This window comes from Dyella japonica (assembly GCF_040545895.1).
In the GTDB taxonomy this organism is placed as follows: domain Bacteria; phylum Pseudomonadota; class Gammaproteobacteria; order Xanthomonadales; family Rhodanobacteraceae; genus Dyella; species Dyella japonica_D.
This window is the reverse complement of the sequence record NZ_JBEPMU010000002.1, coordinates 501,841-515,704: the sequence shown is the minus strand read 5'-3', so window position 1 is coordinate 515,704 and position 13,864 is coordinate 501,841. Positions and strand designations below refer to the sequence as shown.

At 64.8% G+C, this 13,864-nt stretch carries 13 protein-coding genes; 7 read left to right on the top strand and 6 right to left on the bottom strand.

What is annotated here, in order from left to right; translation table 11 throughout:
* Window positions 1–33: 33 nt before the first annotated feature.
* Entirely contained in the window at window positions 34–852 is an 819-nt protein-coding gene (locus ABIC75_RS08930; protein ID WP_354013484.1) for a CerR family C-terminal domain-containing protein, read from the bottom strand.
* On the opposite strand from ABIC75_RS08930, the gene ABIC75_RS08925 reads away from it, so the two are divergent.
* From ABIC75_RS08925 to ABIC75_RS08910, 4 genes are all read left to right on the top strand, one after another.
* On the top strand, window positions 830–1,954 hold the full coding sequence (locus ABIC75_RS08925; protein ID WP_354013483.1) for an HlyD family secretion protein: 1,125 nt from the start codon (window positions 830–832) through the stop codon (window positions 1,952–1,954). The two genes, ABIC75_RS08930 and ABIC75_RS08925, sit on opposite strands and share 23 nt — an antisense overlap.
* Window positions 1,926–3,524, top strand: coding sequence for an MDR family MFS transporter (locus tag ABIC75_RS08920; RefSeq protein WP_436407898.1), 1,599 nt, complete (start codon window positions 1,926–1,928; stop codon window positions 3,522–3,524). Before ABIC75_RS08925 ends, ABIC75_RS08920 begins: the two co-directional genes overlap by 29 nt.
* An 11-nt stretch (window positions 3,525–3,535) precedes the next feature.
* Window positions 3,536–5,017, top strand: coding sequence for an efflux transporter outer membrane subunit (locus ABIC75_RS08915; RefSeq protein ID WP_354013481.1), 1,482 nt, complete (start codon window positions 3,536–3,538; stop codon window positions 5,015–5,017).
* A gap of 88 nt (window positions 5,018–5,105) precedes the next feature.
* Window positions 5,106–5,537: a phosphate-starvation-inducible protein PsiE gene (locus tag ABIC75_RS08910; protein WP_354013480.1), complete on the top strand. Its 432-nt coding sequence runs from the start codon at window positions 5,106–5,108 to the stop codon at window positions 5,535–5,537.
* A 148-nt stretch (window positions 5,538–5,685) separates the two neighbouring features.
* On the opposite strand, the gene metK is transcribed toward ABIC75_RS08910, so the two are convergent.
* Together metK and ABIC75_RS08900 are read right to left on the bottom strand one after the other, a co-directional pair.
* Window positions 5,686–6,885, bottom strand: a complete 1,200-nt coding sequence (metK, locus tag ABIC75_RS08905; RefSeq protein WP_109123805.1) for a methionine adenosyltransferase — start codon at window positions 6,883–6,885, stop codon at window positions 5,686–5,688.
* Window positions 6,886–7,152: 267 nt separating this feature from the next.
* Window positions 7,153–8,970 (bottom strand): FAD-dependent oxidoreductase, encoded by a 1,818-nt coding sequence (locus tag ABIC75_RS08900; RefSeq protein WP_354013479.1) that lies wholly within the window; start codon window positions 8,968–8,970, stop codon window positions 7,153–7,155.
* A 196-nt stretch (window positions 8,971–9,166) separates the two neighbouring features.
* Between ABIC75_RS08900 and ABIC75_RS08895 the strand changes: the two genes are divergently transcribed.
* On the top strand, window positions 9,167–9,862 hold the full coding sequence (locus ABIC75_RS08895; RefSeq protein WP_354013478.1) for an SGNH/GDSL hydrolase family protein: 696 nt from the start codon (window positions 9,167–9,169) through the stop codon (window positions 9,860–9,862).
* Here ABIC75_RS08895 and ABIC75_RS08890 read toward each other — a convergent pair.
* Window positions 9,856–10,677: a class I SAM-dependent methyltransferase gene (locus ABIC75_RS08890; RefSeq protein ID WP_354013736.1), complete on the bottom strand. Its 822-nt coding sequence runs from the start codon at window positions 10,675–10,677 to the stop codon at window positions 9,856–9,858. The two genes, ABIC75_RS08895 and ABIC75_RS08890, sit on opposite strands and share 7 nt — an antisense overlap.
* An 86-nt stretch (window positions 10,678–10,763) precedes the next feature.
* The gene (locus ABIC75_RS08885) at window positions 10,764–11,480 is read right to left on the bottom strand and encodes an alpha/beta hydrolase (RefSeq protein ID WP_354013477.1); all 717 of its coding nucleotides are present in this window, start codon (window positions 11,478–11,480) and stop codon (window positions 10,764–10,766) included.
* Between ABIC75_RS08885 and ABIC75_RS08880 the strand changes: the two genes are divergently transcribed.
* Both ABIC75_RS08880 and ABIC75_RS08875 read left to right on the top strand, forming a co-directional pair.
* Window positions 11,479–11,679: a hypothetical protein gene (locus ABIC75_RS08880; RefSeq protein ID WP_354013476.1), complete on the top strand. Its 201-nt coding sequence runs from the start codon at window positions 11,479–11,481 to the stop codon at window positions 11,677–11,679. The genes ABIC75_RS08885 and ABIC75_RS08880 overlap by 2 nt on opposite strands.
* A 249-nt stretch (window positions 11,680–11,928) precedes the next feature.
* Entirely contained in the window at window positions 11,929–12,834 is a 906-nt protein-coding gene (locus ABIC75_RS08875; RefSeq protein ID WP_436407907.1) for a CsgG/HfaB family protein, read from the top strand.
* A gap of 40 nt (window positions 12,835–12,874) precedes the next feature.
* On the opposite strand, the gene dusB is transcribed toward ABIC75_RS08875, so the two are convergent.
* Entirely contained in the window at window positions 12,875–13,861 is a 987-nt protein-coding gene (dusB, locus tag ABIC75_RS08870) for a tRNA dihydrouridine synthase DusB (RefSeq protein WP_354013475.1), read from the bottom strand.
* Between the last annotated feature and the right edge of the window lie 3 nt (window positions 13,862–13,864).

The following is a 13,864-nucleotide window of genomic DNA, read 5'->3' as shown; positions in this document are numbered from 1 at the left end:
TCGCCAGAACACGCGGGAAAACGCCACCATCGCTCAGCGACGGCTCCAGCTCTCCAGCAGCGTGCGCGTCTGCTCGATGACGGTTTTCTTGATCAGCGCGCTTTTGTTGGCGTCAATTTCCTTCCAGCCCAGGAAATCGACGCAGGCACCAGCGGGTGGAAAGAAGCTCATGATCTGGCCCTTGAGCGTCAGCAGGCGAATGCGAACCACCGGATCGCGCGTGGTGGTGCCGGCGATGCGCGCGAGCAGGCTCAGGCGCAGTTTGTGAAGCGGCTGCTTTAGCCGCTGCTCAAGCAGCTTGGAGGTGGCGAGCGGTTCGTCGCCGGCCATGTCGCGTGCCGCGAACAGGCGACGGTCCGACATATGGGTATCCGTCAGCATCATGTCGAGGCCGATCTCGTAGATGCGCAGGAACGCATCGATCAGCTCTTGCACGCTGCCTTCGCCTTTCAGTACGGCGGCGGCGTGTTGCATGGAAGGTTCGAAGCGGCTGAGCAGGTCATCGGTGATGAACTGGGCGCAGGCGTTGTAAACCCCTTCCTTGCTCTCGAAGTAGTACTGCAGCGCCGGTGGGTTCACTCCCGCCGCCGCCGCGATGTCGCGCGTCGATGCACCCGCAAACCCATGTTCGCCGAACAGCCGGATCGCCGCGTCGATGATGCGCTGACGCGTTTCATCACCGCGCGCATAACCTCCCGCCGGGGCGCGTCGGGGGCGCTTGGGTTGGCTCATGCATTCGTCTCCTGCTGACGGCGGTGCAATATAACATTTGACAAAAGTATTCCAATCGGAATAAATCTTCCAGTTGGAATACATTGGACGACTTCCCATGCCTGCCTCAACCGGATCCACGCCCGGCCATGTCTCGAAAGATCCCGCCCAGCCGCCGTCGCGGCGATCCAGGGCGGGCAAGATTCTGCTTCCCGTTGGCCTGGTGCTCGGCGTCATCGCCTTGCTGGCGCTGGGTTATTGGTGGGTGGTCGGCCGCTTCATGCAGAGCACCGACGACGCCTATCTGCGCGCCGACAGCATGACGGTGGCGCCCAAGGTCAACGGCTACGTCACGGACGTCTACGTCGGCGACAACGCCACGGTCAAAGTCGGCGATCCGCTGGTGCGCCTGGACGGACGCCAGTATCAGGCGGCGATGGATCAGGCGCAGGCCACGGTGGACGCGCGTCAGGCCGACATCCAGCGTGCGCAGGCCGCGCTGTTGCAACAGCGCGCGGCGATCGAGCAGGCCAAGGCCCAGCTTTTGGTGGCGAAGGTCAACCAGCATCATGCAGATGACGAAGTGCATCGCTACGCCCCCTTGACCGCATCCGGCGCGGAAAGCAGCGACCAGATGTCGGTGTTGACCAGCAACCGCGACCAGGCCCAGGCCACCTTGGCGGCGGATACCGCCGCGCTTGATCAGGCGCAGGCGAAGGTTGCCGATCTCGACGCGCAGATCGCGCAGGCGCGGGCCCAGCTGGAGGCCGCGCAGGCATCGACACGCCAGGCGAAGCTTGATCTGGGCGACACCCTGATCCGCAGTTCGTTGCCGGGCCGCGTGGGTGATCGCACGGTTCGCGTTGGCCAGTATGCGCAGCCCGGCATGCGGATGATGACCGTCGTGCCGGTGGAAGGCATCTATCTCATCGCCAATTTCAAGGAAACCCAGATCGGCAAGATGCGCGCGGGGCAACACGCGAGCATCCGCGTTGATGCGTTGCCCGACGCCGACCTGCAGGGCGTGGTGGAGAGTTTTGCGCCAGGCACGGGCGCCGAGTTCGCGCTGCTGCCGCCGGAAAACGCCACCGGCAACTTCACCAAGATCGTGCAGCGCGTGCCGGTGCGCATTCGCCTGGATGTCGACGAACAGACGCGCAAGCTGCTGGTGCCGGGCCTGTCGGTCACGGTGAAGGTGGATACGCGCCAGGCGCATGACGACGCGGAAGGCCGTCATGGCTGAGGCCGCCGCGCCCGCCAGTCATCCCGAACGCGCCAGCGTCGCGGACTGGATCGCCGTCGCCGCCGGCTCACTGGGTGCGTTGATGGCGACGCTCGACATTTCCATCACCAACTCGGCGTTGCCGCAGATCCAGGGCGAAATCGGCGCGACCGGCACCGAAGGTACGTGGATTTCCACCGGCTACCTGATGTCGGAGATCGTGATCATCCCGCTGGCGGCGTGGCTGACGCGGGTGTTCGGCCTGCGCAACTTCCTGCTCGGCTGCGCCGTACTGTTCATCCTGTTCTCGATGGTGTGCGGCGTGTCGACCACGCTGATGATGATGATCGCGGGACGCATCGGCCAGGGCCTGACCGGCGGCGCGATGATCCCGACCGCGCAGACCATCATCCGCAGCCGCCTGCCGATGTCGCAGATGCCCATCGGCATGACGGCGTTCGGCCTCATTGTGTTGCTGGGCCCGCTGCTGGGGCCTGTCCTGGGCGGCTGGCTCACGGAGAACATCAGCTGGAACTGGTGCTTCTTCATCAATCTGCCTGTGTGCATTGGTTTGATCACGCTGCTGGTCGCGGGGCTGCCCTCGGACAAGCCGCATTGGGAGGCGCTGAGAAAAGCCGACTGGCTGGGCGTGTTCGGACTCTCCATCGGCCTCAGTTCGCTCACGGTGGTGCTGGAGGAAGGTCAGCGCGAGCGTTGGTTCGAGTCGCCGATGATCATCTGGCTCAGCCTGCTGTCGTTGGCCGGCATGGTGTTGATTGCCATCTCGCAATTCACCGCGCAAAAGCCGGTGATGCGATTGAGCCTGCTGAAGAATCCACGCTATGCCAGCGTGATCTTCATCGTGCTGGTGGTGGGCGCGGCGCTGTACGGCGTGATCTACGTGATCCCGCAGTTCCTCGGCATCATCGCCGGCTACAACGCGGAGCAGTCCGGCTGGGTGATGCTGGTCTCCGGTGTGCCCGCCTTCCTGATGATGCCGATACTGCCGCGCCTGCTCGGCAAGGTGGACTATCGCGTGCTGGTGATCACCGGGCTGCTGTGCTTCGTGGGCAGTTGCATGCTCGACATTCACCTGACGGCGCAATCCGTCGGCGATGACTTCTTCTGGTCGCAGCTGGTACGCGGCGCCGGCCAGATGCTGGCGATGATGCCCTTGAACCAGGCCTCCATGGCGGCCGTGACGCGCGAGGAGTCGGGCGACGCGGCGGGCATCTACAACATGGCGCGCAACCTGGGCGGATCGATCGGTCTTGCCATCATCGGCACGGTGATCGACAGGCGTAACACCTTTCACGTGGCCACCATCCGCGAGTCGCTCTCCGCCAATTCCCTGCTTGGGCAGGAACGCCTCGCCGCCAATGCGGCGAAGGGGTTTGCCGATACCGGCGACATGGCTTACTCGCACATGCGCGCGCTGGGACAGCTGGCCGCGCAGATCCAGCAACAGGCGCTGGTGATGACGTATTCGGAAATCTTTTACGTGCTTGGCATCGCCTTGCTTTGCTGTGTGCCGCTCGCCTTGCTGCTGAAGACGCCGAGCCACCACGCGCCGGCAGCGTCGGGCCATTGAGGATACTGCCAATGATGATCTGGGAAGTTCGCAAGACACGCGGCGTGCTGTTGGGGTTTGCCGTTTCCGTCACCCTGCTTGCCGGCTGCACCGTCGGGCCCAATTACCGCGGTGCGCCAGCGGTGCCGGGCGAAGACGCCCAGACCTTCGTGCGCGCGCCATCGACGGGCCTGGCGCCCACGCCGGCGCCCAGCCAGTGGTGGACCTCACTCAACGATCCGCAGCTGAACGCACTGATCGAAACGGCCATCGCCCACAATCCCAACCTGCAGTCGGCGCAGGCGCGCCTGCGGCAATCGCGCGAACAACTGCTGCAGCAGCGCACCAAGGCCTTGCCCAGCGTGTCGGTGGCTGCGGCAGCCGTGCGCACGCGCGAGCCGGATCTGTCGATTCTGCAATCGTCGTCCAGCAGCTCGACGCAAGACGGCCAGCAGGCAAGTACATCCGGCGGACACGGCCGCGGGCCCGTGCAGCTCTACACGGCCGACTTCGACGCCTCCTGGGAACTGGACTTGTTCGGCGGCATACGGCGCGCGACGGAGTCCGCGTCCGCCCAGGCCGATGCGGTCGAGGCGGACTTCGCCGACGCACAGGTTTCGTTGGCGGCTGAAGTGGCGCAGGCCTATATCGGTCTGCGCGACCAGCAGCAACGTCTGGTGTTGGCCAACCAGTCCACCGAACTGGCGCAGAAAACCCTCGTGCTGGTGCAGCAGCGACGCGAGCGTGGCGTCGCTGCCGATGCGGATGTCGAGCGGCAGACCACGCAAGTCGAAAACACGCGGGCCACGTTGATTCCGCTCGATGAGCAGATCACCGAATCCCTGGATCAGTTGGCCGTACTCACCGGCCAGGCGCCTGGCGCGCTCGATGCGCAGCTGTCGAAGCCTGCAGCTCTGCCAGGGCTGCCCGCAACGGTGCCGATCGACGATCCAGCTACTTTGCTGAAGCAACGTCCGGACATCCGCGCTGCCGAACGGCGGCTGGCGTCGAGCAACGCGCAGATCGGTCAGCACACGGCCGATCTATTTCCCAAGGTGACATTGCTGGGCTTTCTTGGGACCAGCGGCATCAGCCCCGCTGACCTGTCCAGGAAAAGTGCGTTGACCTGGGCAGGCGTGCCTTATCTGCAGTGGAACGTGTTCGATTTCGGCCGCACCAAGAGCAGCATTCGCCAGGCGGAAGCAGGCCGTGACGAGGCAGCCGCCAACTACACCCAGACCGTGCTCGCTGCCTTGCAGGACGCCAACAACGCACTGTCGCGTTACGGGCATCAGCGGGAGAGCGTGCAGCGCATGACGCAGATCGAAGCGTCTGCCAATCGCTCCGAGGCGCTGATGCACCAGCGCTACAGCGCCGGCGCTTCCTCGCTTATCGATCTGATGGACGTGCAGCGCACGCAATTCAGTGCGCAGCAGAACCTTGTCGAAGGCCAGGCCGACCTGCTCAAGGACTACGTATCGCTGCAGAAGAGCCTCGGCCTGGGCTGGAGGTAAGTTGGACCATGCTTGCGTGGGGCGCGGCGCGATCGCCCCGCCTACTTGCGATAGCATGGGCGCACACCCACTCCGTCGCGAGGGCGCCATGTCAGGCCTGCGGTCGCTGGACGTCAAGCAGTTGGGGAGCAAGGTCATCTCGCTCATCGAGCACGTCGGCTTGCTGATCGTGCTCGGCGCGGCGGTGCTCGCGGGCGCTCAGGAGATTGCCGTGATGTGGCAATCCGGGCGTGTTGGTGTGAGCGACCTGCTGTTGCTGTTTATCTATCTCGAAGTCGTCACCATGAGCTCGGTGTACTGGCGTGCCGGCCGGCTGCCGGTTCGCATACCGCTCTACATCGCGATGATCGCCATCTCCCGGCATCTGATCCTCAACACCAGCGAAGTGTCACCGTGGATCGTCGTGGCGGAAGCCGGCGCCATCCTCTTGTTGGCCGCAGCGGTACTGCTGGTGCGCTTTGGCCACACCCGCATGCCGTATACCGATGAAGGTGGCGCAGAGCGCACGCATTCGAGTTAGCGAGTAACGTCGATGGTCGGACCGCGATAGTCGTCGAGACTTGTCCGCCGCAGGTCAACCAGGCCCCGGCAACACCTCGAAAGTGCTCTTGCGGCCAAAGAAAACGGGCCGCTTTCGCGGCCCGTTTTCATGGTGAAGCAAGCGTTGCTTACTTCAGCTTGGCATCGGCGCGCAGCGCTTCGGCCTTATCGGTCTTTTCCCACGAGAACGTCGTGTAGGTCTTGCCGTCCGGACCCTTCACTTCCTGCGGGGTGCGGCCGAAGTGGCCGTAGCTGGCAGTCTGCTGGTACATCGGGTGCACCAGGTCGAGCATCTTGATGATGCCGTACGGACGCAGGTCGAAGTGCTTGCGGATCAGCTTCTCGATCTTCTCGTCGGCGATCTTGCCGGTGCCGAAGGTGGTGACCGAGATGGAGGTCGGCTCGGCCACGCCGATGGCGTAGCTCACCTGCACTTCGCAACGGTCGGCAATGCCGGCGGCCACGATGTTCTTGGCGACGTAGCGCGCGGCGTAGGCGGCCGAACGGTCAACCTTCGACGGATCCTTGCCCGAGAACGCGCCGCCACCGTGACGGGCCCAGCCGCCGTAGGTGTCGACGATGATCTTGCGACCGGTCAGGCCGCAATCGCCCACCGGGCCGCCGATCACGAACTTGCCGGTCGGGTTGATGTGGAACTTGGTGCCCTTGTGCAGCAGCTTGGCCGGCAGCACGGGCTTGAGGATGTGCTCGCGCACGGCCTCGATCAGATCCTTCTGCTTGACGCTCGGATCGTGCTGGGTCGACAGCACCACGGCGTCGATGGCAGTAGCGACACCGTCTTCGTAACGCAGGGTGACTTGGCTCTTGGCGTCCGGGCGCAGCCACGGCAGCGGCGAGTTCTTCTTCTTGCGCACCTTGGCCTGCTGCTCGACCAGACGGTGCGAGTAGTAGATGGCCGCGGGCATGAAGTCCTTGGTCTCGTTGGTGGCATAGCCGAACATCAGGCCCTGGTCGCCAGCGCCCTGTTCTTCCGGCTTCTTGCGGTCCACGCCCTGGTTGATGTCCGGCGACTGCTTGCCGATCAGGTTCAGCACGCCGCAGGTCTCGCCGTCGAAGCCGACGTCGGAGGAGTCATAACCGATGTCGGTGATGACCTTGCGGGTCAGCGCTTCCAGGTCGATCCAGGCGCTGGTGGTGATTTCGCCGGCGACGATCGCCACGCCCGTCTTCACCATCGTTTCGCAGGCCACGCGCGCACGCGGATCCTGCGCGATGATCGCATCGAGGACGGCATCGGAGATCTGGTCGGCGACTTTGTCCGGATGGCCTTCGGAGACCGACTCGGAGGTGAAGAGGAAGTTGCTCATCGCGGGTTATATCCTTCCTTACGGATAGAGAGATAAAAGGGGGTGGCGCATGATACACGGCCTCCCCTCGGTTTGCAGCCTCAGGATGGGGCCGGCACATGACGATTTCATGCCGATTCAGCCATTTGGACGGCTTTGCGGCTCTTCTCCGGGGCTGTCCCGGGCACGCCAAAACCGCCCTGAGGGCGGCGGCGCAAGCGGTCAGAATACTCCAAGGGTGTCGCAGAGGCCCCTGGCGGAGCGTCAGCGAAAGCCGGTCGATGCGGGTCAGCCGGGCCGTTTCAGGCGGGTGAAGCCATCGTCGCTCCAGTCTTCGCTGCCCACGCCGTGGTGCACGAAGAACAGGCCTTCCGGGTCGTACTGGCGCTTGGCGGCGGCCAGCCGCGGGTAGTTGCTGCCCCAGAACGAGTTCTGCCAGTCGCGTTCGAAGTAATTGCTTTCCGACACGTACGAGCCGGCGCCCGGGGCGACCCTTAGCAGTGTGTCCATCGACTGGTCGATGCGGGCGGCGTCGCGCCGGGCCTTGTCGAGATCGGGCGAGGCGCCCGGCATGCCCGGAAATGCCGGCTCGCTCTCGCTGCCGGTGATGGCGAGCGCGAACGCGCCCATCGCGCCGGGGTTCATGGCGGTATCGCGCGAACGGGCCATGGCGTCGGCGGGCGCGCCGGCCAGGCCTTTGTTGAAGTGCAGCGAATAGCCCCAGTGCTTCGATGCCTGGAACATCGCATCGCTCAGCGCGTCGAGCTGGCGTTCGTCCAGCAGGGATTGCGGCAGCCACGCGGAGCGGTAGCCATGGATGAACTGCCCCACCTGTCCCTCGTCGCCGGCCCACAGCACGTGATCGCGCGGCGCGTCGGGACGGCTGTCGGGAACGATCAGTTGCGGTGCGTGCTGGCGGAAGAAATCCGCGTTCCAGAAATGTCGCGCGGGCAGGGCGATCACGCGCACGTCTTCCTTGAAGCGATACGCGCTGCGCGCCTTGACCCATGCAAGGAACGGCGCCCACACCTGTTCCGCCTCCTGCTGGCTCAGGCCCTGGAACACCATCGAGAGGTGCAGCATGTTCTCGTGGAACTTCAGTTGCTCGCCCCAGTGCGGGTTGAACAGGGCGTCGCGATAGAAGCGCATGGCCTGTGCAATGAGCGCGCGGTACGCCGCATCGGAGTCGGCCTGTATCGCGCCGAACACGGCGCCGAAGGTGTCGGGTAGATCGTGCGTCAGCAACGTCAGCTTAGTCACCACGCCGATGCTGCCGCCACCGCCGCCCTTGATCGCCCAGAACAGCTCCGGTTCGCGACAGGCGTTCACCGTGTGCACCTTGCCGTCGGCCGTGACCACTTCCGCTTCCAGCAGATTGCCGCTGGCGGTGCCGAAGCGCTTGGAGAAACTGCCGAAGCCACCGCTCTGCACCAGGCCGGCCACGCCCACCGTCATGCATCCACCGCCCTGCACGTAGCGGCCGCCCTGGGTGGTGACCGCCGTGTATGCGTCCACCCACATCGCGCCTGCCTCGACCGTCACGGCCGTATGCGTGCCTTCGCAATCTTGCGGCACGAAGGCGTCGTGCAGCGCGATGTGATTCATGTGGCGCGTCCAGATCAGCAACGAGTCGGGCGCGTCCGACGTGCCCTGGTAACTGTGCCCACCGCCTTTCACCACCAGTCGCAGGTGATGCTTGTGCGCGAAGTTCACGGCGGCCACCACATCGGCGGTGTTCTCCGCGGCCACCGCGTAGACGCTGGGGCGCGATGTCCATGCATCCACCCAGCCACTGGTCTGGGTAAGCGACGGGGTGTCGCCCAGGTAGTAGGGGTTTCGAACCTGCTTCAGCGCCTCCTGGCATGCCGCGTCGCTGGCGCCGCAGTGTTCGAACGGTGACTGGAGGCGTTGCAGCCGGCCACCCACGGCGCGGCTCAGTTCGTCCCACTGGGCGGGCGTTGGCCAACCCGGATCGCCGGGCCGCACGCGCGAATGCCACGTTGCCACGCCACTCAGTGCCTCGCGGGCGGCAGCGACCGCGGGCGACAACGCCCAGGGCAGCAAGGGCAGGGCGAGGGCGGCCTTGAGCAGATCGCGGCGATGCATGGCGAACTCCGTTTGAGTGGGATGGGCTCACTCTGCCTTCGTGCGAGGCGGGAACAAGCGTGATGTGACGAATGGAGCGGCCTTTGGGACGAGTGGCGGGCTGGTGGTGACCGCTGCGGTCTTTAGCTAGCCGTTGGACATACCTGCCGAGACATCCATAATCGAACGCCCCTCCCATCGATACAGGAGCAAGCGAATGAGGCGATTGACCTGGCTGACGTTTTTACTTGCGATTGTCGTGGCCTCGGCGATCACGCACGCCGACAGCGCTCCGCCATCGCACTGGCAGCCGGACATCGCCGCGTTCGTCGCCGCGGACCACCAGCATCCGCCCGCCCAGCATGGCGTGCTCTTCATCGGCAGCTCGTCCATCCAGTTCTGGAAGTCGCTGGCGCAGGATTTTCCGGGCATCCCGGTGATCAACCGCGGCTTCGGCGGTTCAGCGCTGCCTGACTCCACGTACTACGCCGACCGCATCGTGTGGCCATACCACCCGAAGTTGATCGTGATGTACGCCGGCGACAACGACATCAACGACGGCGCCACGCCGGAGCAGGTGCTCGCCTCGTTCCAGGCATTCGTGGCGCGCGCGCGCCAGGGCGTGCCCGGCGTGCCGATCGTGTATGTCTCGATCAAGCCCAGCATCGCGCGCCTGGCTCTCTGGCCGACCATGAAGGCCGCCAACGACAAGATCCGCGACTGGGCTGCCACGCAGAACAACATCCGCTTCGTGGATATCGCGCCTGCGATGGTCGACGCCCAGGGCAAGCCGCGCCCGGAACTGTTCCGCCCCGATGGCCTGCACATGCAGCCGACCGGTTACGCGCTGTGGATCGCCGCATTGAAGCCCGTGCTGGCCGACTACGGCTTCGTGGCAAAGCCGGCTCAATAAACCAGCGCCCGCGCCTGCACGAAGGCAAAAAAGAACACCGCGTTCGGATCGTTGCGCACCGCCTGCAATTCGCTGCGCATGCCCTCGACCGTCGCGGTGTCCACCTTGCCGGTGGCCACCAACTGATCGGCCGCGGATAGCAGCAACTCTTCCCAGAATTCCATCATCTGCTTGCGCTTGCCGGGTTGGCGGTTGTCGAGGTGGAAACTCTTCACCTCGGTCTGCACATCGCGATAGCCGCCGGCCAGCAGCAGGTTGCCCAGCTTGGCGCCGATGAAGGGATCGCCGCCGCTGTCGTACTGGTGGTCGTTGAACGCCATCCAGTAGCGCAGCAGATGCGGTGAATACGGATCGAGGAAGAATGAGGTGTTGAGCACCTCGGTGATGTACACCACCGCGCCAGGACTCAGCACGCGACGCAGCTCGCTCAGCACTCGCGCGGGGCTGGGCATGTGTTCCAGCACCCAGCACAGGTAGGCCGCGTCGAAACTGCGATCGGGGAAGGGCAGGTCGGTGGCATCGGCCTGCTGCAGCGTGTAGCGCGACGTGCACCACGCCGATTGCGCGAGATTGCGTTCGGCCGCTTCCAGTTGCGCTTCGGAGCGATCCACGCCGGTCACTTCCAGATGAGGAAAGCGCCGCAACAGGATTTCCGTCTGCGCCCCCACGCCGCAACCCACTTCGAGCAGCCGCGACGCCTCGCTGTAGTCGATGCGACTGAACAGCGTGGTTTCGAACATGCGCGCCTGGCGGATCAGTCGCGATTGCTCGTCCGACGAAAAGCCGTGGATATAGGGAAACTCACCGGTGACGATGCTGTTCACGACGGCGTCTCTTCGCTGGGAAACCTTGGCTTCCCACGCTACGCCGGCCGTTGTGGAGGGAAAGTGTCCCGGCTCGCTCAGGGCATGGGTGCAGCAACCTTGGCATGCGGATGCGAGGCGATGAACGCGAGTATGTCGCTCAGGGCCGGCGCGCCGTTGCGCAATGGGCGCGACAGGCTGAACAGCAGCGCCTCATGACCCACATCGGGGTACGTGCGCAGCGTACTGTCGCCGTGCATGGCCTGCGTGGCGCGATACAGCGAGATCGCGTTCGATGGTTCCACCTCGCTGTCGTCGGTGCCCTGCAGCAACAGCATCGGCGGCTCGGCGCCGTGCACGTATGACACCGGTTGCCCACGACGCTGTTGTTCCGGCGTGGCGCCGAACACGCCGAGCATGATGGGATCGTCCTGCGGCACGGGTACGAAGTCGTAGCAACCAGCGAGGCCGATGAAGCCTGCAAGGTCTGCCGGCTGCAGCCCATGCTTGCCGAGCCATTCGGCATCGGTGGCGAGCAAGGCGGCGATCTGGCCGCCGGCCGAATGGCCCATCACGAACACATCGTCGGGCGAGCTGCCGATTTCCGCGGCGTGTGCGTGTGTCCATGCCACGGCATTGGCTGCATCCTGCATGAAGCCATCGAGCGTCACCTGAGGATATTTGCGGTAATCGGGAATCACCGTGATCACGCCGTGAGCGGCCAGCGCAGCGCCCACGAAGCGATACCACGCGCGCTCGCCGCGCACCCATGTGCCGCCATAGAAGAACACCACCACCCGGTGCGTGTACCGCATGAGGCGGCGCATAGACGTCCAGTGCCAAGTGGTGCGCCGCGTCGAACACGATGCCGCGCTGTTCGACGATGTCCTTGCGCTGGTCGGTGGCGTTAAGCCCGGTGAACAACGTCGCCTCGCAGCCGGCGAGCAGCAACAGCGTCCACGACAGCAGCAGGCGGCCAAGGATGCGAAGGAGCGGCGATTGGCAGCGTCGTGACATGGCGGCGACGGAGGGGTAGTCCCAACCATGATGCCCGGAAGCATCACGCAAGGGCTTGCGGGTTTCTTTGAGGTCTGGCGAAAAATAGAGCTGGACGACAAAGGCCGGTGTCATTCGCCGCTACATCGCCAGTCGCCCGGCTGAGACCTTTCTACGCCTCATCAGTTGTCTCAATGACGAAGGAAGGGGCAAATGAATCAACGCAGGAAAGCTGCCATCAAAGGCGGCGCATGGAGCATCGCAGCCATGATGGCGGCAAGCTGTTCGATCCACGCGGAAAGCGTGCAGGACCAGCGCGCTGCGCAGATGACGCAGATTCCCACGTGCGCCACCCGGCTGGGCACCCTGGCGGTGGAAGAACCCGAGCGTGGCGTGGACTGGTGGAGTGAGCGTCAGCTGCCGTCGCCGACCAAGCTCATCAAGGTGTTCGTGGCCAAGTCGGGCTGCTTCACGCTGGTGGATCGCGGCGTCGGCATGGCGATGGCGCAGCAGGAGCGCGATCTTGCCGCCAACGGCGACCTGCGTGTGAGGTCCAACCTGGGCAAGGGACAGATCAAGGCAGCCGATTACGTGCTGGTGCCGGATCTGGTCACCGCCAACCAGGACGCTGGCGGCACCTCGTTGGGCGGCGCATTGGGCGGCTTGCTCGGCCACAGCAAGGTGGGCCGCATCGCCGGCAATCTCAATATCTCCAGCAAGACGGCGGATGTGGTGCTCACCCTGACCGACGTGCGTTCGTCCGAACAGGTGGCCACCGTCGACGGCAGCGCCAAGAAGAACGACATCGGCTTCGGTGGCAGCGGCGCGCTGTGGGGTGCGAGCGGTGTGGGCGGCGCGGGTGTCGGCGGTTACGCCAATACCGAAGTCGGTCAGGTGATCACCATGGCCTACCTGCAGGCCTACAACAAGATGGTGGCGCAGTTGGGTTCGCTGCCGTCCAATGCGTCGCAGTCAAATGCGCAGCAGGCAGTCACCATGCTCAAGCCTGGCCGGCTGCTTGGTAGTGCGACGGGCGGCGCGGTGGTGCGCACGCTGGATCCCGGCATGATGCTTTATCCCACCGGCAACAAGCAGGGCGCAATGTGGGAAGTGGAAGACGAACTGGGCAACAAGGGCTGGGTGTCATCCACCTTGTTGCAGTTGTCGCGGTAAACAAGGCGCCCGGGCCGTCGGTTGGCGGCCCGGTGTTTGCTCAGGCGGCGAGCAGTACGCCGTCCTGCAGGTTCGCGAAATACTCGCGCGTCAGGCGCAACTGGTCCTGCGCCGTCTCCGCGCGATTCACCACGTTGCGGAACGCGGCATTTTCGGGACGATCCTTGGCGTACCAGCCCAGATGCTTGCGCGCGATGCGCACACCCTGCAATTCGCCGTAGAACGCGTACAGATGTTCCAGGTGATGCACGAGGATGTCGCACACCTCGGCCGGCGCCGGCTCCGGCAAGGTTTCACCGGTGGCAAGGTAGTGCGCGATCTCGCGGAAAATCCACGGACGTCCCTGCGCACCGCGACCCACCATCACCGCGTCGGCGCCGGTGACATCGAGCACATGCCTGGCCTGCTGTGGCGTCACCACGTCGCCATTGGCGAGCACGGGAATGCGCACGCTGGCCTTCACGGCGGCGATGGTGTCGTACTCCGCTTCGCCTTCGTACTTGTCGGCGCGCGTGCGACCATGCACGGCGAGTGCCGCGATGCCGGCGTCTTCGGCGATCTTCGCGATGGTCAGCGCGTTCCTGTTCTGGCGATCCCATCCGGTGCGGATCTTCAGCGTGACCGGCACATCCACCGCATCGACCACGGCCTTGACGATGCGGGCCACCAGTGGCTCGTCCTGCAGCAGCGCGGAGCCGGACCACACGTTGCACACCTTCTTGGCGGGGCAACCCATGTTGATGTCGACGATCTGCGCACCGTTGTCCGCGTTGTAACGCGCCGCCTCGGCCAGCATGCCTGGATCGTAGCCGGCAATCTGCACGCTCACCGGCTCGGGTTCGCCATCGTGATCCATGCGCTGACGCGACTTGCGCGTCTGCCACAGGCGTGGATCGGCGTTGGTCATTTCCGACACGGCCAAACCCGCGCCCAGCCGCTTGCACAGCAGGCGAAAAGGTTTGTCGGTGACCCCGGCCATGGGCGCGAGCACCACGGGCGGGTCGATGCGGTAGGGGCCGATCTGCATCCG

Coding starts and splice junctions, on each gene's coding strand:
- ABIC75_RS08925 (WP_354013483.1), top strand. CDS start 830: ATGCCTGCCTCAACCGGATCCACGCCCGGCCATGTCTCGAAAGATCCC.
- ABIC75_RS08920 (WP_436407898.1), top strand. CDS start 1,926: ATGACGACGCGGAAGGCCGTCATGGCTGAGGCCGCCGCGCCCGCCAGT.
- ABIC75_RS08915 (WP_354013481.1), top strand. CDS start 3,536: ATGATGATCTGGGAAGTTCGCAAGACACGCGGCGTGCTGTTGGGGTTT.
- ABIC75_RS08910 (WP_354013480.1), top strand. CDS start 5,106: ATGTCAGGCCTGCGGTCGCTGGACGTCAAGCAGTTGGGGAGCAAGGTC.
- metK (WP_109123805.1), bottom strand. CDS start 6,885: ATGAGCAACTTCCTCTTCACCTCCGAGTCGGTCTCCGAAGGCCATCCG.
- ABIC75_RS08900 (WP_354013479.1), bottom strand. CDS start 8,970: ATGCATCGCCGCGATCTGCTCAAGGCCGCCCTCGCCCTGCCCTTGCTG.
- ABIC75_RS08895 (WP_354013478.1), top strand. CDS start 9,167: ATGAGGCGATTGACCTGGCTGACGTTTTTACTTGCGATTGTCGTGGCC.
- ABIC75_RS08880 (WP_354013476.1), top strand. CDS start 11,479: ATGAGGCGGCGCATAGACGTCCAGTGCCAAGTGGTGCGCCGCGTCGAA.
- ABIC75_RS08885 (WP_354013477.1), bottom strand. CDS start 11,480: ATGCGGTACACGCACCGGGTGGTGGTGTTCTTCTATGGCGGCACATGG.
- ABIC75_RS08875 (WP_436407907.1), top strand. CDS start 11,929: ATGATGGCGGCAAGCTGTTCGATCCACGCGGAAAGCGTGCAGGACCAG.
- dusB (WP_354013475.1), bottom strand. CDS start 13,861: ATGCAGATCGGCCCCTACCGCATCGACCCGCCCGTGGTGCTCGCGCCC.